General features: G+C 64.1%; 18 protein-coding genes and 1 pseudogene. 4 read left to right on the plus strand and 15 right to left on the minus strand.

Features of this window, described 5'->3' with window-relative positions:
- The first annotated feature begins 15 nt into the window (after window positions 1-15).
- On the plus strand, window positions 16-1929 hold the full coding sequence (locus tag JOE27_RS04260; RefSeq protein ID WP_174141176.1) for a sigma-54-dependent Fis family transcriptional regulator: 1914 nt from the start codon (window positions 16-18) through the stop codon (window positions 1927-1929).
- Window positions 1930-2014: 85 nt separating this feature from the next.
- On the opposite strand, the gene aldA is transcribed toward JOE27_RS04260, so the two are convergent.
- Entirely contained in the window at window positions 2015-3448 is a 1434-nt protein-coding gene (aldA, locus tag JOE27_RS04265) for an aldehyde dehydrogenase (RefSeq protein ID WP_204917999.1), read from the minus strand.
- A gap of 7 nt (window positions 3449-3455) precedes the next feature.
- Complete coding sequence (locus JOE27_RS04270) at window positions 3456-5636, minus strand: PQQ-dependent dehydrogenase, methanol/ethanol family (RefSeq protein ID WP_204918001.1); 2181 nt, start codon at window positions 5634-5636, stop codon at window positions 3456-3458.
- Between the two features lie 337 nt (window positions 5637-5973).
- On the opposite strand from JOE27_RS04270, the gene JOE27_RS04275 reads away from it, so the two are divergent.
- A complete protein-coding gene (locus JOE27_RS04275; protein ID WP_204918003.1) occupies window positions 5974-7071 on the plus strand; it encodes an alkene reductase in 1098 nt (365 codons plus the stop codon).
- Between the two features lie 84 nt (window positions 7072-7155).
- Here JOE27_RS04275 and JOE27_RS04280 read toward each other — a convergent pair.
- From JOE27_RS04280 to benA, 13 genes and pseudogenes are all read right to left on the minus strand, one after another.
- A pseudogene (locus tag JOE27_RS04280) lies at window positions 7156-8066 on the minus strand (LysR family transcriptional regulator).
- Between the two features lie 67 nt (window positions 8067-8133).
- Complete coding sequence (locus JOE27_RS04285; protein WP_174141172.1) at window positions 8134-8835, minus strand: TraX family protein; 702 nt, start codon at window positions 8833-8835, stop codon at window positions 8134-8136.
- A gap of 3 nt (window positions 8836-8838) precedes the next feature.
- A complete protein-coding gene (locus tag JOE27_RS04290; protein WP_115274754.1) occupies window positions 8839-9924 on the minus strand; it encodes a metal-dependent hydrolase in 1086 nt (361 codons plus the stop codon).
- 95 nt (window positions 9925-10019) lie between these two features.
- Window positions 10020-11270, minus strand: coding sequence for an OprD family porin (locus JOE27_RS04295; RefSeq protein ID WP_204918005.1), 1251 nt, complete (start codon window positions 11268-11270; stop codon window positions 10020-10022).
- A 53-nt stretch (window positions 11271-11323) separates the two neighbouring features.
- The gene (locus tag JOE27_RS04300) at window positions 11324-12523 is read right to left on the minus strand and encodes a benzoate/H(+) symporter BenE family transporter (protein ID WP_174141169.1); all 1200 of its coding nucleotides are present in this window, start codon (window positions 12521-12523) and stop codon (window positions 11324-11326) included.
- A 128-nt stretch (window positions 12524-12651) separates the two neighbouring features.
- Complete coding sequence (catA, locus tag JOE27_RS04305; protein ID WP_115274751.1) at window positions 12652-13566, minus strand: catechol 1,2-dioxygenase; 915 nt, start codon at window positions 13564-13566, stop codon at window positions 12652-12654.
- A gap of 39 nt (window positions 13567-13605) precedes the next feature.
- Window positions 13606-13896 (minus strand): muconolactone Delta-isomerase, encoded by a 291-nt coding sequence (catC, locus tag JOE27_RS04310; RefSeq protein WP_204918007.1) that lies wholly within the window; start codon window positions 13894-13896, stop codon window positions 13606-13608.
- Between the two features lie 18 nt (window positions 13897-13914).
- Window positions 13915-15036, minus strand: coding sequence for a muconate cycloisomerase family protein (locus JOE27_RS04315; protein ID WP_046786157.1), 1122 nt, complete (start codon window positions 15034-15036; stop codon window positions 13915-13917).
- Window positions 15037-15065: 29 nt separating this feature from the next.
- Window positions 15066-16388, minus strand: a complete 1323-nt coding sequence (locus JOE27_RS04320; RefSeq protein WP_204918009.1) for an aromatic acid/H+ symport family MFS transporter — start codon at window positions 16386-16388, stop codon at window positions 15066-15068.
- Window positions 16389-16441: 53 nt separating this feature from the next.
- Entirely contained in the window at window positions 16442-17203 is a 762-nt protein-coding gene (locus tag JOE27_RS04325) for a 1,6-dihydroxycyclohexa-2,4-diene-1-carboxylate dehydrogenase (RefSeq protein WP_115274748.1), read from the minus strand.
- A 168-nt stretch (window positions 17204-17371) separates the two neighbouring features.
- A complete protein-coding gene (gene benC, locus JOE27_RS04330; RefSeq protein WP_204918011.1) occupies window positions 17372-18385 on the minus strand; it encodes a benzoate 1,2-dioxygenase electron transfer component BenC in 1014 nt (337 codons plus the stop codon).
- Between the two features lie 70 nt (window positions 18386-18455).
- Window positions 18456-18941 carry a benzoate 1,2-dioxygenase small subunit gene (gene benB, locus JOE27_RS04335; RefSeq protein ID WP_115274746.1) on the minus strand — a complete coding sequence of 162 codons (486 nt, stop codon included), beginning with the start codon at window positions 18939-18941 and terminating at the stop codon, window positions 18456-18458.
- Entirely contained in the window at window positions 18938-20296 is a 1359-nt protein-coding gene (gene benA, locus JOE27_RS04340; RefSeq protein ID WP_204918013.1) for a benzoate 1,2-dioxygenase large subunit, read from the minus strand. The genes benB and benA overlap by 4 nt, the downstream gene beginning before the upstream one ends.
- 651 nt (window positions 20297-20947) lie before the next feature.
- Here benA and JOE27_RS04345 point away from each other — a divergent pair.
- Both JOE27_RS04345 and JOE27_RS04350 read left to right on the plus strand, forming a co-directional pair.
- Window positions 20948-22009 carry a 3-deoxy-7-phosphoheptulonate synthase gene (locus tag JOE27_RS04345; protein ID WP_046786152.1) on the plus strand — a complete coding sequence of 354 codons (1062 nt, stop codon included), beginning with the start codon at window positions 20948-20950 and terminating at the stop codon, window positions 22007-22009.
- Between the two features lie 79 nt (window positions 22010-22088).
- Window positions 22089-22370: a peptidylprolyl isomerase gene (locus JOE27_RS04350; RefSeq protein WP_039602126.1), complete on the plus strand. Its 282-nt coding sequence runs from the start codon at window positions 22089-22091 to the stop codon at window positions 22368-22370.
- Window positions 22371-22380: the final 10 nt, after the last annotated feature.

Consider the following 22380-nt stretch of genomic DNA (forward strand, 5'->3'; position numbering starts at 1 on the left):
TTTCGTGGAGCGCCCATGGCCGCGCACACCGCCTCACCCCATGCCAGTGAGCTGGCCGCATTCGTCGATTGCCATTTCGCCGAACGTGGCCTGATGCCCGAGCCTGTGATCGCCGAATCCTGGTACCGCAGCATCAACCAGCATCACCTGGACCCTGAACTGCGCCACGTCGACAATATCCTCAGCGCCGCCGAAATCCGCCAGCACCAGGCCCAGCATGAGGCCTACCTGGCCATCGCCAGCCAGGGTGTCAGCGGCCTGGCGCGGCGCGTTGTGGATGCAGGCTTCGCCGTGCTGCTCAGTGACGCCGAGGGTATTACCCTCGATGCCCGCTTGCCGGCCGACCCGCAACGCTATACCCGTTCCGGGCTGATCGTTGGCGCGCGCTGGGACGAGTCGGTGGCCGGCACCAACGGCATCGGCACCGCTCTGGCTAGCCGGCAGGCCCTGACCATCCACCGTCAGGAGCACTTCCTGGCAGCCAACGCCCGCCTGAGCTGCTCGGTGTCGCCGATCTTCGATGCCCACAATCAACTGCTCGGTTGCCTGAATGCCACCTGCCTGTACAACGACGGTCCCAAGCAAGCACAGCACCTGACCTTGCAGTTGGTGACCCTGTACGCACGGCTGATCGAGAACAGCCATTTCCGCGAGCGCTTTCGCGACCGCCTGACCCTGGCGCTGAAACCGCGTGACGAGTTCTCGGACCTGGCGGCCGAGCAGTTGCTTGCGCTGGATGAAGGTGGCCGGGTGATCGGTGCCAATCGGGCGGCCTTCCTTGCGCACAGCGGCAAGTTGCTGGGGGCGCCTGTCGAGCAACTGCTGCACGCCGATATCGACCAACTGCTCGACCTCACCCGTGGCGGCGCCCGCGGTACCCAGTTGCGCGCCCATGCTCAAGCGCTTTTGCTGGACGTCGGCCTGCGCGTCCCCGCCGGCTATCGCCCGCTGCCGGCTGTACCGCCGATGCCCGCACGGGCTCGCCACCCCGGCCTCGAACAATTGGCAGGCCAGGACGCGCAACTGCAACAAAGCGTGCGTCGGCTGCGCAAGGTGCTGGACAAGGACATCGCCATCCTCCTCGACGGCGAAACCGGTACCGGCAAGGAAGCTTTCGCCCGCGCCCTGCACCAGGCCAGCCAGCGCCATGCCAAGCCGTTCGTGGCGCTCAATTGCGCAGCGATACCCGAGTCATTGATCGAAAGCGAACTGTTCGGCTACCGCGCCGGCAGTTTCACGGGTGCCAGCCGCAAAGGCATGAAGGGCAAGCTGGAGCACGCCAATGGCGGCACACTGTTTCTCGATGAAATCGGTGATATGCCTGCACACCTGCAAACGCGCCTGCTACGGGTGCTGGCCGAACGTGAACTGGTGCCACTGGGTGCAGAAACGCCAGTGGCGCTTGATATCCAGGTGATATCGGCGACGCACCAGGACCTGCAGGCCATGATTGGCGAAAAGCGTTTTCGCGAAGACCTTTACTATCGCCTGTGCGGGATGCGCATGAGGTTACCGGCCCTGCGTGAGCGCAGCGACCGCCGCGAGCTGATCGATGCGCTGCTCTCTGGCTTGTCGGCCGGGTCGGGGTTGCGTTTGAGCGCCGAGGCGCATCGTTGCCTGCTGGGCCATGCGTGGCCGGGGAATGTGCGCCAACTGCTCAACGCCCTGCGCCAGGCGGTAGCGCTGGCCGAGGGCGGTGTGATCGAACTGGCCGACTTGCCCCAGGAGTTGCTGGACGGTGCAGCGCCTGCCCAGCCTGCAGCGCTCGAGCAACAGGTGGAAGACCTTCAGGCGCGGCATTTGCTGGAGGTCTTGAAGCGTGAGCACTGGAACATGAGCGCAGCGGCGCAGGCGTTGGGCATTTCGCGCTCGACGCTGTACCGCAAGATGAAGCGGTACGCGATCGTGCAGCCAAACCTGTTGGGGTGACCGGTGCGCCCCTATCGCCGGCAGGCCGGTGCCATGCACCCCAGCGTCTGCATCGCCGGCAAGACAGGGACGCTGGGGTGAAGACTTACCCCTGGATGTACACCACCTGGGTGCGCGTGTACTCATACAGCCCATGCTTGCCATCCGCCCCGCCGATGCCGGACTTGCGCGCACCGGCGTGGAAGCCCTGCATGGCTTCGAAGTTCTCGCGGTTGATGTAGGTCTCGCCAAAGTCGATCTCGCGGCAAGCCTTCAGCGCTGCATTCAGGTCGCGGGTATAGAGCGATGAGGTCAGCCCATACTCACTGTCATTGGCCAAGGCAATCGCTTCGTCCAGATCGTCGACCACCTGGATCGGCAATACCGGTCCGAAGATCTCCTTGCGCATGATCTCCATGTCCGCAGCACAGCCGGCGAGCACAGTCGGCTGATAATGGAACCCGGCGCCGAGGTCGGCGACCTGCCCCCCGGTCACCAACTGGGCGCCCTGCCCTACGGCCGTGCGCACCATCTGCGCCACCTTGTCGAGGCCGGCCTGGTTGATCAGCGGCCCCATGTCCAGATCGGCCTGGCGCGAGGGGTCGCCATAGCGGATGGCCGCCATGGCCTGGCCTACCTTGTCGACGAGGGCGTCGGCCACCTTGCGCTCCACATACACCCGTTCGGCACAGTTGCAGACCTGGCCGGTGTTGATCACGCGCGAGGCGACGATGGCTTTCACCGCAAGGTCCAGGTCGGCGTCAGCCAGCACGATCGCCGGGGCCTTGCCGCCCAGTTCGAGGTTGAGCTTGGTAATGTTCGGTGCGGCCGCGGCCATGATCCGCGCGCCGGTAGCCACGCTGCCGGTGAAGCTCACCAGGTCGACACCAGCATGGCTCGACAGCCCGTGACCGACGCTCGCCCCTTTGCCGCCCACCACGTTGAACACGCCTGCGGGCAAGTCTGTCTCGGCCACCAACTGGGCGAACGCGTAGCAATTGATGGGGGTTTCCTCACTGGGCTTGATCACGATGGTATTGCCGGTGAGCAGCGCCGGCGCCATCTTGCGTGCGATGAGGAAGAACGGGAAGTTCCACGGCAGAATCCCCGCCACCACGCCCAGTGGCTTGCGCATCAGGAAGATGTGTTCGTGGGCGCGGTCGCTGCTGAGTACCTCGCCCTCCAGGCGGCGCGCCCATTCGGCCATATAGTCAAGGTAGTCAGCGGTAAAGTTGACCTCGACCTGGGCCAGCGCCGGCACCTTGCCGCCCTCCTGGGTAATGATCCGCGCCAGGCGGTCGGCATTGGCCCGCACCTTGGCGGCGATCTGGCGCAGGTAGCCTGCCCGTTCAATGGCCGTCTTCGCCGCCCAGCCCTTTTGCGCCTTGCGTGCTGCTGCGATGGCGCGCTCCACCTGTTCGGCCGGTGTTTCTGGCACCCGCCCCAGCAACTGGGCGTTGGCCGGGTTGTAGACCTCGATTAGCGCCTCGCTGGGTACAAACGCGTTGTCGATGAAGTTCTGGTAGGTCGTGTCTGTCATGCTCGTGTCACTCCTGTGGTGTGTTGTCGGCCAGGGGCGGCTGGGCGACGGGCTTGGCGCTGAACCGCTGCCACGCATCGCCTTCGGCCTTCAAGTCATGGGCGCGCTTGATCAGGTACTGGTGCACCTGCTCGACCTGCTCGGGTTTGAGGTTGTCGGCGAACGAAGGCATGCCATCGGGTACCCTGCCGCCATAGAGGATGCCGAGGAACATCTGGTGCTTTTCGGCAGTGAGCTTGCGCAGGTCGGGCAGCACACCACCACTGACGGCGTGGATACCGTGGCATTGCGAGCAGTTGCCGTCATACAGGGCGGCCCCGGCAGCGACCGTTTGCGCATCGGCGGTCAACGCGGGCGGCTCCGGTGCGTCGGCCGGTGGCGCCGGCTCACGCAACTTGGCGGTACCGCCGATCTTGTAGGTCAGCACCTGGGCGAACGGCTGCACCCCGGCGCGCAGCGACAACGCGCCGGCGAAGGTGGAAAACGCCCCGCCCCAGCCGGCCATGAACGTCACGTACTGCTCGCCGTCCACCGAATAGGTGATCGGGGCAGCCATCACGCCGCTGGCGGCGGGCGACTCCCAGAGCTTTTTGCCCGAATCGGCGGCATAGGCGATCACCCGGCCATCGGCGCTGCCTTCGAACACCAGGTTGCCGCCAGTGCTCAGGGTGCCGCCGTTGAAGATGGTGATGTACGGCACCTCCCACGCCGGCGCCTGCTTGACCGGGTCCCAGGCGATCAGCTTGCCCGACCAGCTCTTGGCCATGTCCAGCAGGCCTTCGGCGCCTTCAGGCATCATGCCGGTGCGCAGCCCCAACTGGTAAACGCTCTTGAACGGGTTGCGCTTGGGCGCCTCGGGGATGTGCTCGTAGTAGGCCGACATGATATGCGCCGGGATGTACACCAGGCCCGTGTCGGGGTTGTAGGACATTGGGTGCCAATCATGGGCGCCCCAGAAAGCCGGGGTCACCAGCTTGCGCTTGCCGTCCTTCCAGTAGGCCGCCGCCTCATCGTCGATGATCGGCCGCCCGGTCTTCATGTCGATGCCTTTGGCCCAGTTGACCGGCACGATGTTCTTCGCCGACAGCAGCTCACCGGTGGCACGGTCCAGCACATAGAAGAAGCCGTTTTTCGGCGCCTGCATCAGCACTTTGCGCGGTTTGCCGTCAATGGGCAGCTCGGCCAGGATCATGTGCTGGGTGGCGGTGAAGTCCCAGGCATCGCCTGGCGTGGTCTGGTAGTGCCAGGCGTATTCGCCGGTGTCGGCATTGACCGCGACGATCGAGGAAAGGAACAGGTTGTCGCCCTTGGCCTGGCTGCGCCATTTCGGGTCCCACATCGAGCCATTGCCCACGCCGATATACAACAGGTTGAGTTCCGGGTCGTAGGCGAACGAATCCCAGGCCGTACCGCCGCCACCCCACTCGACATACGCGTCGCCGTGCCAGGTCTTGCTGGCGATCTCCATGGCTTTGTTCTCGGGCGGCAGCTTGGGGTCGCCCGGCACGGTGAAGAAGCGCCAGGCCTGTTTGCCGGTTTCGGCGTCATATGCGGTCACGTAGCCGCGCACACCGAATTCGGCACCGCCATTGCCGATGATCACCTTGCCGTTGACCACCCGCGGCGCCCCGGTGATGGTATAGCTGCGTTTGTCGTCATCGCGGGTGTCCACCGACCACACGCGCTTGCCGGTCTTGGCATCGATCGCCTCCAGGCGGCCATCGAGCACACCCACGTAGACCTTGCCCTGCCACACCGCCACCCCTCGGTTGACCGCGTCACAACAGGCCTCACCGGCGCGGTGGCGGTCAGACTGCGGGTCGTACTTCCACAGCAGCGTGCCATTGCGCGCGTCCAGGGCGTACACCACCGAAAACGGCCCGGTGGTGTACATCACCCCGTCAACCACGATCGGTGTAGCCTCCACGCCACGGTCAAGGTCGAGCTTGTAGCTCCAGGCAAGGCCGAGCTGGTTGACGTTGCCCTGGTTGATCGCCTTGAGCGGGCTGTAGCGCTGCTCGTCATAGGTACGGCCGTGGCTCATCCAGTTGCCGGGTTCCTTGTCGGCGTCGATGATGCGCTGGCCGTCGACTTCGGCGGCGAAGGCAGATGCGCTGCACGCCAGGCTCAAGGCCAGGCAGCTCAGCAAGTGCGGCAGAGGCCGACGGTGCGGGCCTGTTCGATTCATGCTCGGTTCTCCGTTCTTGTTATGGACACCGCATCAGGCGTCGGTAACACACAGAGCAACGGCTGTGCCATTGGCACAAAGAGCTTGCCAAACCGCCATGCCAGAGCGGTTCGACGCTGCACTGCCGGCAATCGCCAGGCAGCACGGACTGGCGCAACGATGAAACAGCTGCTGCAGACATGACACAGGTGTGCCAGCCGCTCCCTCGGCCCAGAAAAGTGTGTTGACCTGCGTGATCAAAGCCATTGGGGAGCCTGCCGCCGGGGTGCCGGTCCCCCCATTCCCCAATCATCCCGGTATCGTGCGCGCCATTGGTTCTTTCACCTTCGGAGCGGCAATGAAACTCTTCCAACCCTTGCAGATCGGCCCACTGACGTTGCCCAACCGCGTGTTCATGGCGCCCCTCACCCGCCTGCGCAGCCTGGAGCCTGGGGATGTACCCACCCCGATGATGGCCGAGTACTACGCCCAGCGTGCCAGTGCAGGCCTGATCATTACCGAGGCTACGCAAATCTCCTTCCAGGCCAAGGGCTACTCGGGTTCACCAGGCATTCACACCGCCGAGCAGATTGCCGCGTGGCGCCTGGTAAACGAAGGCATTCATGCTGCAGGCGGCCACAGCGCCGTGCAGGTCTGGCACACCGGCCGTGTTTCGCACACGACCTTGCAGCCTGGTGGCAAGGCGCCAGTGGCGCCCTGCGCCCTACCTGCCAATGCCCGTACCACGTTGCGTGACGAGCAAGGCAACCTGCTGCGCACTGAGACCTCCGTACCGCGTGCCCTGAGCGAGGAAGAGATTGCCGGCATCGTCGCCGATTTCGGCCAGGCAGCGGTCAATGCTCGCGAGGCCGACTTCGACTTCATCGAATTGCATGCCGCTCACGGCTATCTGTTGCACCAGTTCCTCACCCCCAGCGCCAACCAGCGCGAGGACCGTTATGGCGGCAGTGTCGAGAACCGCGCCCGTATTGTGCTCGAAGCGGTGGATGCCGCCATTGCCGGTTGGAGCGCCGAGCGCGTGGGTATCCGCATTTTCCCGTTGGGCGGTTTCAATGGCGTGGACAATGGCGAAGATCAAGAGGCAGCAGGGCTGTACCTGATCAAGGAACTGGCCAAGCGCAACCTGGCCTACCTGCACCTGTCCGAGCCGGACTGGGCTGGTGGCAAGCCGCTGCGCGATACGTTCCGTGAGGCTATTCGGGCAGCTTACCCAGGGGTAATCATTGCCGCAGGTGCCTATACCGCAGAGAAAGGCGAAGACCTGATCGGGCGTGGGTTGATCGATGCCGTGGCGTTCGGGCGCAGCTTCATCGCCAACCCGGACCTGGTGGAACGCCTGCGGGTTCAGGCGCCACTGAATGAGCATCGGCCACAGTTCGACTATGCAAACGGGCCTGAGGGGTATACGGATTACCCGTTCCTGAAACAGGCTTGATGGCATGAGGGGCCCCGCGCCTACAGGCTCGAAGCTGTAGGCGCGCCAGGGCTGAACCCGGCTTCAGGGGCCTGACATTCACAATCACTGCTCCCAGGGCACTCCGTGCTCCCAACTCGCCACCAGCAGGTCGATGAACCCCCGTACTCGCGGAGACAGGTGGCGTTTGCTCGGGTACACCACGCGAATAGGGTCGGCCGGTGGCCTGTAGGCGTGCAACACCTCCACCAGCGTGCCCGCGCGCAGGTCCTCCCCGGTGATGTAGGTGGGCAGGTGAATCAGCCCGAACCCTGCCCGTGCGCCATCGAGCATGGCTTCGGAGCTGTCGATATTGAGCCGCCCGGGCTCCTCGCACAGGTGCAGGCCCTCTGGCGTGTGAAAGCGCCAGGGCATGGATTTTTCCCCTGTCAGGAAGGCAATCTTGTCATGCCCGTACAGGTCTGCAGGCACCTGCGGCACCCCGTGCTGGCGCAAATATTCCGGCGAAGCGCAGGTAACGAACTGCTGCCAGGCCACAGTGCGAGTGAGCAACTGTGAGTCTTCCTTGGGTGCGCCGATCCGTACGGCTACGTCCACGCCCTCCTCGACCAGATCGACGAAACGGTCGGTAAAACGAATGTCGGCGCGCAGTTCCGGCCATTGCTTGAGGTAAGCATCGAGGACCGGCAACACATGCCGCTGGCCCAACGACAGCGGGCCGGTCAGGCGCAGCGTGCCGGTGGGCTTGCCACGCCGCTGGGCCATGGTGCTTTCCACCTCGTCCAGGTCATCGAGAATCTGCCGCCAGCGCTCATACGCCACCAAACCCTCATCGGTCAGGCTCAATTTGCGCGTGGTACGGTTGAGCAGGCGTACCGCCATACGCGCCTCCAGGCGCGCGATGCTCTTGCCCACGGCTGAACGGGTCAGCCCCAGGCTCGCCGCTGCAGCGGTAAAACTGCCGCCTTCGCCGCACTGACGAAAGCGGTGATGTCGCCGAAGCGGTTGGGTTCCATGTCAGGTTCCTGCGGATACTGAAGACCCGCTTAAATGGGTGCGTATTGCAGTATTGCAAGGGCCTCGTTACAGCATCCACTGCAGTGCCTTGATGACCAGCAAGTGCAACGGGTAGAACAGATACCCCCAGCGCCCCACCGCAGGCACAGGCCAGTGGTTGTGGCGCAGCAGCATGCACCCGACAGGTATGGCCAGGGCTGCAGCGGCCATGGTCAGCAAGGTAACCGGTGCCAGCAGGTGTTCGAGCAACCAGCTGTTGGTCAGGTTGCCCGCCACAGCCAACAGGCACGGCAGCAGCCAGGCCACTCCCCCTCGGCTGCGAGCCATCAGCCAGGCCGCAGGCAGCAGTACGCCGGGCAACCCGTACATCAGTTGCGCGCTGCACCCGGTTGCAATCAGCACGGCGCCAAGGCCGATTAGCCGCGCTGACGCCGGGGGGTGGTGCACAGCCCAGGCCACCAGCAGCCCCAAGGTCAGAGTGGGGATCACGCTGAAGGTCTGGGTAGCAGGGTCCAGCCAACGATAGGGCCCTTCAGACAGCACCATGAAAGCCAGCATCCAGCCCAGGTAGCGCAGGTTGGCACGGGTAAACAGCCGGCCCGGTGTGCTGCGCCCGACATTCACTGCGATCGCCAGGCAGAACAATGGGAAGGCCAGGCGACCGACAATGAACAGCCCCTCGGCAGCCGGCCAGAGGAAACGTACGTGGTCGGCAACCATGGTTACGATGGCCGTCCACTTGACCAGGTCCAACCCCGCTGAGCGCACGCCTCAGCGCCCGGGGCCGTCGGCCTGATGCAGGTATTGGGTGGTCCAGGCGGCCAATGGCAACGGTGGTTGCTGGTCGAGGATGCGGCGCCAGATCAGCGTCAGATCGTGGCGGTTGAACATCCCACCGACCCCGCTGCCCCGCCACACGCTTGGCGTGTGGGCAATCCAGTGACCCTGCCCATCGCGATGGGCCATGTTGAAGCGGAAGGTGTAGTTGCCGGGAATACCCATGCGCAGGTCGGTCACGACAAGCGCGCCGTCCACCTCGTCATAGCGTAACCAGTCATCGGTAAACCAGCGCAGGCGCTGCAGCAGGGGGGCATCGACCAATGCGGTGGCAAGCTGCAGGTTACGCGGCAGGCGCTGCATTTCCGGTGGCGCACGGTCGAAAACACTACTGACGCCTTCGTAATAATCGCCATCCGGGGTCTTGGCCAGCACGCGCCAGACCAGGCTGTTGAACGCGATCGGTACCGCGCGCACCTCGTTTGCGACAATCCCCTGCTGCTCGAGGGCAGCCTGGAAACGCTGCTCGGCGGCCATGCGGCCGGCCAGGCCGAACCCCAGGTAAGCCGTGCTGAACACCAGGGCCAGGCTCATCAGGCGCAACGCCTTGCCGCTCACGCCCCTGATAGCGGCGTAGAGCACGGCCGCCAGCAGCGGCACGGTGTAGACCGGGTCAATGATGAACACGCTGGCCCAGCTTTGCGGGGTGAACTGCAACGGCCAGAACAGCTGCGTGCCGTATACCGTGAATGAATCAAGGATCGGGTGGGTCACCAGTACCAGCCAGAACGCCAGGAACAGCCTGGGCAAGGTGTAGCCTTTGTCAGGCCAGCGCGTGCGGCCCAGCCGGTTGACCAGCCAGGCGAGCAACAGGGCCAGGCCGGTCAGCACGAAGATCGAGTGGGAGAAGCCGCGGTGGTAGGTCATTTGCGACACCGGGTCGGCGTAGCGGATGACCACGTCCAGGTCCGGCACGGTGCCCAGTGCGGCGCCGTAGATCAACGAGCGGCGGCCCTGGATACGGCCAAGCACTGTGCCTTGCAGCGCGGCGCCGAGTACGGCTTGGGTAATGGAGTCCAAGGGAAGGTTTCCTGAGTGGGCAATACAGGAAACCTAACCCTGCGAACCCCGGTGATGCAATTGCTGCTGTGTGACAACGCGTGGCCGGTACGGGCTTAGAACAGCTGCCAGGTGTACACCAGGATCAACCGGTTTTCATCGATATCGCTACGGTAATTGGACCGCGCCATGGCATTCCTCACCCGTATTCCCAGCCCTTTGAGCACACCGCTCTGCACCGCATAACCCAGATCGATATCACGTTCGCGATCCTTGCCCTCGTACCCTTGGCCGGTATCGACGTTGTTACCGGTGAGGTAGCGCACCGTCGCCGTCAGCCCCGGGATGCCCATGGCTGCGAAGTTGTAGTCATAGCGCAGCTGATAGGAGCGCTCATCGGTGTAGGCAAACTCATACGTCGGCACCTCATTGCCCAGCGGCGAAATGTTGGCGAACACCCGAGGGAACGGACTGTCGCCGTACATCGCCTGGTACCCCGCGTGGAAGCTGTGCCCCCCTCGCCTAGCAGTGAGCAGCGAAAAGAATGCCTGGTTGTCGATGGTGCCCAGCAACGCATCACCTTGCTCGCGGGCGGTGAAATAGCCCAGGTTGGCACTGAGCACCCAGTCCCCTAGCGGCTTGCTGTGCTTGAACCCGACAAAGCCCTGGGCGTAAACGTCTTGCAGTTGCCCGTACCAGAGGCTGGCGCTGCTCTGGTTGCCGTTGAACGCGTAGTCGCCCCCGACATAGTTGAATGCGTCGCTCTCGACCTGGCGCTGGGGCACATGGCCGAGCATGGCGTTCATCTTGCCGTCGCCGCCTTCGTTACGCAGGTGCGAGCCGGTGAGGTGCCCGGCCTGCACCGTCAGGCCGTCCAGTTCGGACGTGCTGAGGCTCACGCCCTGGTAAGTGGGCGGCAACAGCCGGATATCGCTGAAAGTCAGCACCGGCAGGTTGGGCTGCAGTTCACCGACGCGCAATTCGGTTTTGGATACCCGTGCCTTGAACGTAGGTGCCAGGCGGCTGTATTCGTCGGCGGCCCTGCCATCACCGTGCACTGGCAGCAGCCCTGTATTGGCCCGGTCAGGGCTGCTGTCGAGCTTGATGCCCAGCACGCCCAGCGCGTCGACCCCAACGCCTACGGTACCTGGCGTGTAGCCAGACTTGAAGTCAAGGATGAAGCCCTGCGCCCACTCCTGGGCCTTGGACTGCTGATTGGCGCCGACGATGTCGGAAAAGTCACGGCTGAAGTAGTAGTTGCGGGCGCTGAGGCTGGCTTTGGCATCCTCGAAGAAACCGCCTTCGGCGGCGGATAACGGTTGGCTGAGCAGGGTCAGCCCGATGGCGACGCAAGGGGTTTGGTTCATTCCGAAGCTCTCTTGATCTTGTTGTTATGGGTAAAGCGTTGGTAATACGAGTTTCAAGGTGAACGGCGCAGGGCCTCCCGGGCATGCGGGCGACGCAGCCTGAGCAGCGCGTGTGCCAGCAGGCCGAACAGCAGCCCCCAGAACGCTGCCGAAAGGCCAAGGAAAGACACCCCCGAAGCGGTGACCAGGAAGGTGAACAAGCCGGCGTCGCGCTCTTGCGGCTCAGCCAGGCTGCGGGCCAAGGCGTCGCTGATCGCGCCATACAGCGCAAGCCCGGCCAGCGCGGCTATCAAAGCAGCAGGAAAGGCGGCGAACAGCGACATCAGTGTCGCCCCGGCGATGCCCAGCAACAGGTACAGCGCACTGCCGGCGACCGCCGCGACATAGCGCCGGCGCGGGTTGTCATGGGCCTCGTGGCCCGTGCACAGGCTGGCGGTGACGGCAGCGAGGTTCAGGCCATGGCAACCGAACGGCGCCAACAAGGCTCCGCCGATGGCACTGGCGCTGATCAACGGGCTGGCGGGCGTTGCATAGCCTGCGTTGCGCAGCACCGCCATGCCCGGCATGAATTGCCCGGTCAGCGCCACCAGCACCATCGGCAGTGCCAGGCTGAACAGCGCCGCAAGGCTGAACTGCGGGGTGATCCACTGCGCCGAGGCCAGTTCCAGCACCAGTGCCTCGCTGCGCAGTGCGCCACTGGCAAAGGTGACAACGGCACCCACACACAACACCGCGGCCACGGCGTAGCGCGGTTGCAGCCTGCGCATCAACACATAGGCAACGAACATCGCCAGCACCAGCCCCGGCTGCACCGGCAATGCCCGGAACACCTCGGTGCCGAAGCTGAACAGAATGCCGGCCTGCATGCCGGCGGCGATCGAGCCCGGCAGGTGCGCGATGATGCGGTCGAAGGCCCCGCTGATGCCGATCAGCAGCAGGACCAGGTTGGCCACCAGATATGCCCCTACTGCCTGCTCCAGTCCCAGTTGGGGTAAGGCCGTGACCAACAGTGCCGAGCCCGGGATGGACCAGGCGATCACTATGGGTACCCGGTAGTACAGGCTCAACAAGCCGCCGAGTAGAGCGCTGCCCATGGAGATGGACCAAACCCAGGAAGACAGCAGGCCCGGGGCCAAGCCGGCGGCTTCGGCGGCGTGAAAGATGATCACCAGCGGGCCGGCGTAGGAAATCATCGTCGCAAGGCACCCTGCGACGATGGCGGAAAGGGAGCAGTCCTTGATCAGGTTTTTCATGGGCCTCTCGCTGCAGTAGTGGGTTGCAAGGGCTTTGCGCTTGATCGCCGGCTAGCCGGCCCCCCAGACATCGCTGAGTTCAGTGCCTGCGCTGTTCCTGCAGGCGCCGGCGTGCCCGCGATCCAGACTTAGCCTTCCTGCAAGGCCCGAGGCCGCCCGCTGCGCTGCTCATCCGCGCCTTGCAGCGCCTTCTGCAACTGGAAGTCGAACTTGAGTTCGGCATAGCGCCCGTCGGCCCCCTCACGGAACACCACCTCACCGACCAGCCCATCGCGCGTGGCATAGGCAAAGTCATCCCACAGGTACTTGTCGCCAGACAGGTTGATCTGTGTGGTCAGGTGCCGGTGCCCCGGCGCCGAGATGAAGAAGTGCACATGCGCCGGGCGCTGGCCGTGGCGGCCCAGCAGGTCCAGGCATTCCTGGGTCGGCCCCTGCGGGTCGCAGCCATAGCCCGAGGGCACGATGGAGCGCGCGCGGTAGCGGCCTTCTGCGTCGGTGACGATGCGTCGGCGCAGGTTGTACTCGGACTGGCTCGAGTCGAAGAACGAGTAGGTACCACGGGTGTTGGCATGCCACAGGTCGACAACGGCGCCGGCAAGCGGCTGGCCCTGGGGGTCGAGCACCTGGCCTTCGAGGAACATGACCGTGGCCACGCCCTCCTCGCTGCCGTCATCCATGCGCACCTCGCCTTGGGCGATGGGCGCGCCGGCAACGTACAGCGGGCCTTCGATGGTGCGCGGGGTGCCACCGCTCAGGCCTGCCTCGGCATCCTTGGCATCCTGCAGCAGGTCGAGGAAGTGCTCGATGCCCAGCCCCGCTACCAGCAGCCCGGCCTCGCCACGGCCGCCGAGGCGGTTGAGGTAGTCCACAGCCAGCCAGAACTCGTCTTCGCTGATTTCCAGGTCTTCGATGAGGCGGGCGGTGTCCTGCAGCACACGCTGAACGATGCGTTTAAGGCGTGGGCTGCCGTTGTCGTTACCAAAGCCTGCTGCTTCCTCGAAAAACTTCTGGGCGTCGGCAGTGTGGGAAATTTTCACGGTCATGATGGTTATCTCGTCTTGTTCTTGTGCGAAAGGCGTGTTTCAGCGGTCGTCGGCGTGGATCGATGACGGGTGACGGCACAGGCCGTCGACCTCGATATCCATGTACGGAAACAGCGGCAGCAACATCAGCGTGTCGTGCAGCGCCTCGACGCTGGGCACGTCGAACACGCTGTAGTTGGCGTAGTGCCCGGCGATGCGCCACAGGTGACGCCAGGTGCCCTCGCGCTGCAGGCGCTGGGCAAATTCCTTCTCGTCGGCCTTCAGTTGCCTGGCCTTGGCCGGGTCCATGTCGACCGGCAGCTTCACGGTCATCTTCACGTGGAACAGCATGGGGTTTCTCCTTTGATGTCAGCGGCGGGCGAACCGCGCCAGGCGGTGTTCGTCGAGGGTCAGGCCCAGGCCTGGGGTACGGGGCACGTGCAGCTGGAAGTCGTGGTACTGCGGCGGCTCGTTGACGATCTCTTCGGTCAGCAGCAGCGGCCCGAACAGCTCGGTACCCCAGGTCAACTGGCGTACCGTGAGGAAGGCGTGTGCCGAAGCCAGGGTGCCGATAGAGCCTTCGAGCATGGTGCCGCCGTACAGGGCGATGCCGGCCGCTTCGGCAATCTGTGCGGTGCGCAGCACGGCACGCGGGCCGCCGTTCTTGGCGATTTTCAGGGCGAAGATGCTGGCGGCACCGTCCGCAGCCAGGCTGAACGCGTCCTCCACGCTTTCGATGGACTCGTCGGCCATGATCGGCGCAGGGCTGCGCTGGTTCAGGCGCACCTGGCCGCTGCGGTTGATGCGTGAGATCGGCTGTTCGATGAGGTCGATACCGTTGTCACCCAGCACCTGGCAGGCGCGAATGGCCTGGGATTCGTCCCAGTACTGGTTGACGTCGACCCGCACACTGGCGCGCTCGCCCAGCTCACGCTTGATCGCCACCACATGTTTCAGGTCCTGTGCCAGGGGGTTGGCGCCGATCTTCAGCTTGAACACCCGGTGGCGGCGAACCTCCAGCATGTGCTCGGCCTCGGCGATGTCACATGCCGTGTCCCCGCTGGCCAGGGTCCAGGCCACCTCAAGGCTGTCGCGCACGCGCCCGCCCAGCAGCTCACTGACCGGCAGCCCCAGGCGTTTGCCCTGGGCATCGAGCAAGGCGCTCTCGATACCGGATTTGGCGAAGGTGTTGCCCTTGGCCAGCTTGTCGAGCTTGAGCATGGCGGCATTGATGTTGTCGGCAGCCATGCCCACCAGCGCCGGCGCCAGATGCGCGTCGATATTGGCCTTGATGCCCTCGGGGCTTTCGTAGCCGTAAGCCAGGCCGCCGATGGTGGTGGCCTCGCCGATACCTTCCACACCGTCGCTGCAACGCAGGCGCAGGACTACCAGGGTTTGCTGCTGCATGGTGTGCATGGCCAGCTTGTGCGGGCGGATGGTGGGCAGGTCGACGATGATCGCCTCCAGCCGTTCAATGGTTGGGCTTGTCATGAAAAGCTCCCGTTCAGTCAGTAGTAAGGTCAGGCCGTCGCGGCCAGGGCGTGACGCCGGCTGCTGGCCAGGTGCACGGCCATGGCCAGCGCGGCGATTGCACCGGGAATGGCGAAGGCGATGAAATTGAGTTGCAGCGGCAGGTTGATCCCCATCAGCGCACCGCCTAGCAGCGGCCCGACGATGGCGCCATTGCGGCCGATGCCCGAGGCCCAGCCCAGGCCGGTGGAGCGCACCGCAAGGCCGTAAAGCTGCGCAGCACCGGCGTACAGCAGGATCTGCGTGCCGATGGTGGTGGCGCCGGCGATGAAGATCAGCAGGTACAGCACCGGCATCGGGCTGTTGACCCCGAGCAGGCTGATCGACACGGCAGCTGCCAGGAAGAACGCGACTTTCACTTTCACCAGGTTGTAGCGGTCGCCCAGCCAGCCACCCAGAATTGCCCCGGCCATGCCGCCGAAGTTCAGTGCCAGCAGGAAGGACAGGCTCGAGCCCAGGCTGTAGCCGGCGTTGGCCATCAGTTTCGGCAGCCACGAGCTGAGCGCGTAGACCATCAACAGGCAGCAGAAGAACGCCAGCCACAGGGCCAGGGTGCGGGTGGCCAGGCCATTGCGGAACAGGTCCAGCACTGAACCGCCGTTACCTTTGCGGTCAGTCGCCTGCAATTGGTCGTCAGCCTGCACATCGCAGTGCGGGTCCAGGCGCTTGAGCAACGTGCGCGCCTCGTCGGTACGGCCCTGGCGCACCAGAAAGCCGATCGACTCGGGCAGGTAATACAGGATCACCGGCAACAGCAGCAGCGGCACTGCGGCGGCGAAGAACATCGACTCCCAACCGAAGCGTGGCAGCATGAAGATACCCACGCCCGCCGAAAGCATGCCGCCCAGCGAATAACCGCTGAACATGATTGCCACCAGCGTGCTGCGCAGGCGCTTGGGCGCGTATTCGTTCATCAGCGCCACGGCATTGGGCATCAGACCGCCGCAGCCAAGGCCGGCGATGAAGCGATAGATGCCGAACTCGCTGGGGCTGCTGGCAAAGCCGTTGAGGATGGTCGCCCCCGAGAACAGGGCGAAACAGATGGCAATCCCTTTCTTGCGCCCGATCCGGTCGGCCAGGCTGCCGAAAGCCAGGGCACCGAACATCATGCCGAACAGCGCATAGCTGCCCAGGGCACCGGCCTGCAAAGGGGTCAGGCCCCATTCTTTCATGATCACCGGCAGTACCACGCCGTAGATGAACAGGTCGTAGCCGTCAAAGACCAGCAGCAGGCCGCACCAGGCCATGACCATCCAGTGGAAGGCGGTGAAACGGGCGTTGTCGATGATCGGGTGAACGTCAAGGGTTCGCATGGCATCTGTCTCTGTTGTTTTTTTTGTGGAGTAAAACTGCCTTTGGGTGCTGCTCAGCCGAGGTCGCCGCCCCCCACCGGCAGGGTCACGCCGGTGATGTAGGACGCCTCGTCGCTGGCCAGGAAAAGGATCGCGCCAACCTGTTCGTCAATGCTGCCGTAGCGGTGCATCAGGCTGCTGTCCAGGGTCTGGTCGACGATCTGCTGATACCAGCGTTTGTCTTGTTCGCTCTGCTCGGCCTCATTGCGTGGCACCCGCCGGGGTGGTGCCTCGGTGCCGCCGGGCGCGGTAGCGTTGACCCGGATGCCGCGGCCGGCGGTTTCGAAGGCAAGGCACGCGGTCAGTGCATTGACCCCGCCTTTGGCCGCGCCATAGGGCACGCGGTTGACGCCGCGGGTGGCAATCGAGGAGACGTTGACGATGGCGCCGCTGCCGCGTTCGAGCATGTACGGGAGCGCCGCGTGGCAGCACCACAGGGTGGGGAACAGCGAGCGGCGAACTTCGGCCTCGATCTGCGCCACTTCATAGTGTTCGAAGGGCTTGGCCCAGATGGTGCCGCCAACGTTGTTGACCAGAATGTCGATGCGCCCGAACGCTTCTACCGCCGAGGCCATGACGCGGGCACAGTCGGTGTACTGCTCAAGGTCGGCGATCAGCGTCAGCACGCCCTCCCCGGCCAGTTCGTGGACCAGTTCGGAGCGGTCCACGGCCACCACCTGCGCGCCTTCGGCCTTGAGCCGCCAGCACACACCACGGCCGATGCCTTGAGCGGCGCCGGTGACCAGGGCTACTTTGTTATGGAATCGGTTGTTCATCTGCTACTTCCTTATCCTGTTATCAGGCACAACCTTGCCTGGCCTGCACTGGCCCCATCGCCGGCAAGCCGGCTCCCACAGGTACAGCGGTGCTCTCAGGCCCAACTGCCGGCTTTGGAAGAAAAGGAGGCCACCTTCACCCGCACGATGGGGCGGCCCCAAGGAAACTCAGGCCGCCGCTGCCGCGAACTTCTCGTAGTAGAAGTTGGCCGGGGTGATGCCCTGCTCGCGGATGTACTGGCTGACCGCCTCGACCATCGGTGGCGGGCCGCACAGGTACACGTCGACATCGCCATCATTGAGGTGGCACGGCTCGATGTGCTGGGTGACGTAACCCTTTCGCGGGTAATGGCTTTCGGGGTTGGCCACACAGGCGCTGAAGGTGAAGTTGGGGATGCGCGCAGCCAGGGCGTGCAAACGGTCCAGCTCGACCAGGTCGAAGTCGTTGGTCACCCCATAGATCAGGTGCAGGGGGTGCTCGCTACCCTGTTCGGCGACCTTCTCCAGCATCGCCGTGAACGGGGCCAGGCCCGTGCCGCCGGCCAGCAGCAGCAAGGGGCGCTGGATCGGGCGCAGGTAGAAACTGCCCAAGGGCCCGGCCAGGCTCATGTTGTCGCCGGCCTTGGCCAGGCTGGTGAGGAAGCTGCTCATCAGCCCGCCCGGCACGTTGCGAATCAGGAAGCTGACTTCACCGTCCTTCTGCAACGAACTGAAGGAGTAGGCGCGGCTCTGGTCGCTGCCGGGCACCGTGAGGTTGACGTACTGCCCCGGCAAGAAAGCCAGCCTGTTCAGCGATTCACCCTTGATCGAGAGGGCGATGGTACTGGCCGACAGCTGGCGCACATCACTGATGGCGGCCTGGAAGCTGGCTTGTTCGGTCTTGCACAGTTGCGAAGACGCCGGGATGCGTACCACGCAGTCGCTTTCGGCGCGCATCTGGCAGGTCAGTACATAGCCTTCGGCGATTTCGTCTGCATTGAGGGCGTCTTCGATGAAGTTGTCGCCCAGGTCATAACGGCCGGATTCGGCCTTGCACTTGCAGGTACCGCAGGCGCCATCGCGGCAGTCCAGCGGGATATTGATGCCCTGGCGGTAGGCGGCGTCGGCGACGGTTTCATGGCCGCTGGCCTCGATGAAGCGGGTTACCCCGTCTTCGAAATTAAGCGCGATCTGGAAGCTCATGTTGCACCTCGCGGGCGAACCTGGCCACGGCGCGCCATGGGGCACACCGGGCCGTTCGCGTAACCTCGGTTCAGATGTGGTAGATGTCGATGACCTGGCGCACGTAGTCGTTCTTCAGCACCACCTTCTTGGCCTTGATAAGCGGCTGTTCGCCGCGCAGGTCCAGGGTGTAGAAGCTCGTACCGAAGTAGCTGTCGGTGGTCTTGTAGCGAAAACTCAGCGTGTGCCAGTTGAAGCGCACCTGGCAGTAGCCCTCACCCTGCTCGACGATCTCGATGTTGCTGATGTTGTGCGAGGTGCGGGTGTCGGGCACGGTCGCACTGGAACGCTCGGTCTTTATGCGGAACACCCGGTCCTCGAGGCCGCCACGGTTGCCGTACCAGATCAGCGAGATCTCGCTTTGCGGGTCGGTGGTGAGGCAGTCGTCGTCATCCCACGCGGGCATCCAGAAGCTTGCATCGCTGGCATACAGTTCCAGCCACTGGTCCCACTGTGCATCGTCCAGGTAGCGCGCTTCGCGGTACAGGAAGTCGCGCACGGTCTCATGAAGGCTCATTGCACGGCCTCCACAGGGATCAGTTGCTGCTCGTCCTCAAGGGCCTTGAGCATGGTGTCCTGCCAGTACTTGTGCTGCAGCACGAACAGGCCCTCGTCCTCAGTGCGCACGCCAGACAGCAGCGGGCTGAGCTCGATTTCGCGGGCGGCCTCGTCGGCCCCCTCGACCCAGTGCGCCGCGCCGCGTGACATGTCGTTCCAGCCGGTACCACCGCCGTAACCTGTCTGGCAGGAGCGGAATTCCTCAAGGTCGTCGGGGGTGGCCATGCCACTGACGTTGAAGAAGTCTTCGTACTGACGAATGCGCCTGGCACGGGCCTCGGCGCTCTCGCCTCTGGGCGCGATGCAGTAGATGGTGATCTCGGTTTTGTTCACCGATATCGGCCGAGCGATGCGGATCTGCGAGCTGAACTGGTCCATCAGGTAGACGTTGGGGTACAGGCACAGGTTGCGCGAGTTCTCGATCATCCAGTCGGCACGAGCCTGGCCGAAGTCTGCGGCGAGTTGTTCGCGGCGTTCGAAGGCCGGGCGGTCTTCGGGGTTGGCCCAGCGGGTCCAGAGCAGCAGGTGGCCGTGGTCGAAGGAGTAGAAACCACCCCCCTGCTTGGCCCATGCACCAGCGCTCATGGTCTTGATCTCTTCGCCCGCTTCACGCTGCTTGCGCTGGTTCTGGGTGGCCGCGTAGTTCCAGTGCACGGAGCTGACATGGTAGCCGTCGGCGCCGTTCTCGGCGGTCAGCTTCCAGTTGCCTTCGTAGATGTACGAACTGGCCCCGCGCAGTACCTCCAGGCCCTCGGGGGACTGGTCAACGATCATGTCGATGATCTTGGCCGATTCGCCCAGGTGTTCGGCCAGCGGCTTGACATCGGCTTTGAGGCTGCCGAACAGGAAGCCGCGGTAGGATTCGAACCGGGCAACCTTGGTCAGGTCATGGGAGCCGTCGCAGTTGAAACTGTCGGGGTAGCCGGCGTTGCCCGGATCCTTGACCTTGAGCAGCTTGCCACTGTTGTTGAAGGTCCAGCCATGGAACGGGCAGGTATAGCTTGCACGGTTTCCGCGCTTGTGCCGGCAGAGCATGGCGCCGCGGTGGCTGCAGGCATTGAGGAAGGCATTGAGCTCACCGTCCTTGTTGCGCGCGATGAAGATCGGCTGGCGCCCCATGGTCAGGGTGAGGAAGTCGTTTTTCTCGGGGATCTGGCTTTCGTGGGCCAGGTAGATCCAGTTGCCCTCGAAGATGTGTTTCATCTCCAGGTCGAACAGGCGTGGGTCGGTGAACATCTCGCGCTTGCAGCGGTAGATGCCCTTTTCACGGTCGTCCTCGAGCATGGCATTGAGGTAGTCGAATCCCAGGGACATGGCCAGGGTCTCCATTGTTATTGTTCAGACCAGCTCAGGTTAGGGCGTGCCGGCGGGCGGCAATATCCGCTGGGTGCAAAGCGCTATCCGTTTTCTGCAAGGCAAAAGAAATTGATCAGGTGCATGGCAAATTATTCATTGAACGGTGCCTGCCACCTAAAGTAAGCTCGGGCTCATCAACTGGAGAGCAACATGCCGAAACACACCCGCAACCACGCCAACCACACCGGTCGCAACCTGCGCCCTGTGCTGGCCGTTGCCGGCTGCAAGGCTGCTGCCTGCTTTTATTTTGGGTATTGGTTTAGCCACTAGGCGCCGCTGATACCTACACGGCGCCCACCTTCGAGGGGCCGCCGAACATGAGAATACTCAAACCCCCGGTCGGCTCCCCGACCGGGGGTTTTGCTTTTCAGGCCTTTGAACATTCCCGATTCACACTGAGGACACTTTCATGAACTACGCCACCTATTACTACGCAAGCACCTACGCCTGGCGATTTAGCCAATCCCGCTCGGGCCAGCCTGCCGCCTCCGACCGGTCCGTCCACGGTGGCAATGCTGCAGCCAATCTGAATTCAACGATCAGTCGAACACCTCGATAGGGGCCGACTGCGCGGGTCAGAACCCGCCGTCCGCCCAGGGAACCTACGCCATGCAAGCCTCGAACCTCGCTCTGCCCCTGACCCAGCCAAACGCTGCCAACACCACTGTCAGCCGTCGCCTGCCCAGCCCGCACCTGCTCAAGCAGCAGATGCCGCTTTCAATCGAACACGCCCAGCAAGTCCAGGCCCAGCGCCAGGCCATTCGCGCCATCCTCGAAGGCCGCGATCCGCGCCTGCTGGTGGTCGTCGGCCCCTGCTCGATCCACGACCCACGCTCGGCCCTTGAATATGCCGACCGCCTGGCGGCCCTGAGCCGCGAAGTCGACGACAAGTTGCTGTTGGTGATGCGCGCTTACGTGGAGAAACCGCGTACCACGGTGGGCTGGAAAGGCCTGGCATACGATCCGCACCTCGATGGCAGCGACGACATGCATGGCGGCATCGCCCTGTCCCGTGGCTTGATGCTGAACATGATCGAACGCGGCCTGCCGATCGCCACAGAGCTGCTGCAGCCGATGGTCGCCGGTTACTTCGATGACCTGCTGGGCTGGGCGGCGATTGGCGCGCGTACCACCGAATCGCAGGTTCACCGTGAGATGGTCAGCGGCCTGGAGTTACCGGTCGGGTTCAAGAACGGTACCGATGGCGGTGTCGCCATCGCGTGCGACGCGATGCGCAGCGCTGCCGCCGCGCACCGCCATTTCGGTATGGATGCGCAAGGCTACCCGGCGATCATCGAGACCTTGGGCAACCCGGATACCCACCTGGTGCTGCGCGGCGGCCACAAGGGCCCGAACCACGACAGCACCAGCATTGCCCAAGCCCGCCAAGGGCTGGCCAAGGCGGGCCTGCAGGCGCGGATCATGGTCGATTGCAGCCATGCCAACAGCGGCAAGGACCCGGCACGGCAGCCCGCAGTGTTCGAGGACGTGCTGGCTCAGCGCCTGGCCGGCGACACATCGATTGTCGGGGTGATGCTTGAAGGCCACCTGTTCGACGGTTGCCAGGCCTTGGGCAAGGGCCCGCTGAAGTACGGCGTGTCGATCACCGATGGCTGCCTGGGCTGGGAAGCGACACAAACCCTGCTGCGTGAGGCCGCAGCGCGTATGTAGGAAGCGTACAGCAAGCCTTGCGAGACATTTCCCAAGCAAGTGCGCTAGGCTTGCCCTTTTCACCCAAGGAGTAGTACCCATGGCACGCGCCACTGCCCGCCACATCCTCGTCAGCAGCGAAGACAAGTGCAACGAACTCAAAGCCCAGATCGAAGCCGGTGCCGACTTCGCTGAAATCGCCAAAGCCAACTCCACCTGCCCGTCCAGCCGCCAGGGCGGTGACCTGGGCTCGTTCGGCCCAGGCCAGATGGTCAAGGAATTCGATACCGTTGTGTTCAGCGCCCCGATCAACACCGTGCAGGGCCCGGTCAAGACCCAGTTCGGCTACCACCTGCTGGAAGTGACCAGCCGCCAGGACTAAGTCCACGCTG

It is taken from the genome of Pseudomonas sp. M5 (genome assembly GCF_016907075.1).
Lineage (GTDB): Bacteria > Pseudomonadota > Gammaproteobacteria > Pseudomonadales > Pseudomonadaceae > Aquipseudomonas > Aquipseudomonas putida_E.

Excerpts from the sequence above, each read along its gene's own strand:
- benB (WP_115274746.1), bottom strand. The coding sequence starts at position 18,941 with ATGAGCCTTCATGAGACCGTGCGCGACTTCCTGTACCGCGAAGCGCGC.
- catC (WP_204918007.1), bottom strand. The coding sequence starts at position 13,896 with ATGCTGTTCCACGTGAAGATGACCGTGAAGCTGCCGGTCGACATGGAC.
- JOE27_RS04345 (WP_046786152.1), top strand. The coding sequence starts at position 20,948 with ATGCAAGCCTCGAACCTCGCTCTGCCCCTGACCCAGCCAAACGCTGCC.
- JOE27_RS04300 (WP_174141169.1), bottom strand. The coding sequence starts at position 12,523 with ATGAAAAACCTGATCAAGGACTGCTCCCTTTCCGCCATCGTCGCAGGG.
- aldA (WP_204917999.1), bottom strand. The coding sequence starts at position 3,448 with ATGACAGACACGACCTACCAGAACTTCATCGACAACGCGTTTGTACCC.
- benA (WP_204918013.1), bottom strand. The coding sequence starts at position 20,296 with ATGTCCCTGGGATTCGACTACCTCAATGCCATGCTCGAGGACGACCGT.
- benC (WP_204918011.1), bottom strand. The coding sequence starts at position 18,385 with ATGAGCTTCCAGATCGCGCTTAATTTCGAAGACGGGGTAACCCGCTTC.
- JOE27_RS04295 (WP_204918005.1), bottom strand. The coding sequence starts at position 11,270 with ATGAACCAAACCCCTTGCGTCGCCATCGGGCTGACCCTGCTCAGCCAA.
- catA (WP_115274751.1), bottom strand. The coding sequence starts at position 13,566 with ATGACCGTGAAAATTTCCCACACTGCCGACGCCCAGAAGTTTTTCGAG.
- JOE27_RS04320 (WP_204918009.1), bottom strand. The coding sequence starts at position 16,388 with ATGCGAACCCTTGACGTTCACCCGATCATCGACAACGCCCGTTTCACC.
- JOE27_RS04275 (WP_204918003.1), top strand. The coding sequence starts at position 5,974 with ATGAAACTCTTCCAACCCTTGCAGATCGGCCCACTGACGTTGCCCAAC.
- JOE27_RS04260 (WP_174141176.1), top strand. The coding sequence starts at position 16 with ATGGCCGCGCACACCGCCTCACCCCATGCCAGTGAGCTGGCCGCATTC.
- JOE27_RS04350 (WP_039602126.1), top strand. The coding sequence starts at position 22,089 with ATGGCACGCGCCACTGCCCGCCACATCCTCGTCAGCAGCGAAGACAAG.
- JOE27_RS04325 (WP_115274748.1), bottom strand. The coding sequence starts at position 17,203 with ATGAACAACCGATTCCATAACAAAGTAGCCCTGGTCACCGGCGCCGCT.
- JOE27_RS04270 (WP_204918001.1), bottom strand. The coding sequence starts at position 5,636 with ATGAATCGAACAGGCCCGCACCGTCGGCCTCTGCCGCACTTGCTGAGC.
- JOE27_RS04315 (WP_046786157.1), bottom strand. The coding sequence starts at position 15,036 with ATGACAAGCCCAACCATTGAACGGCTGGAGGCGATCATCGTCGACCTG.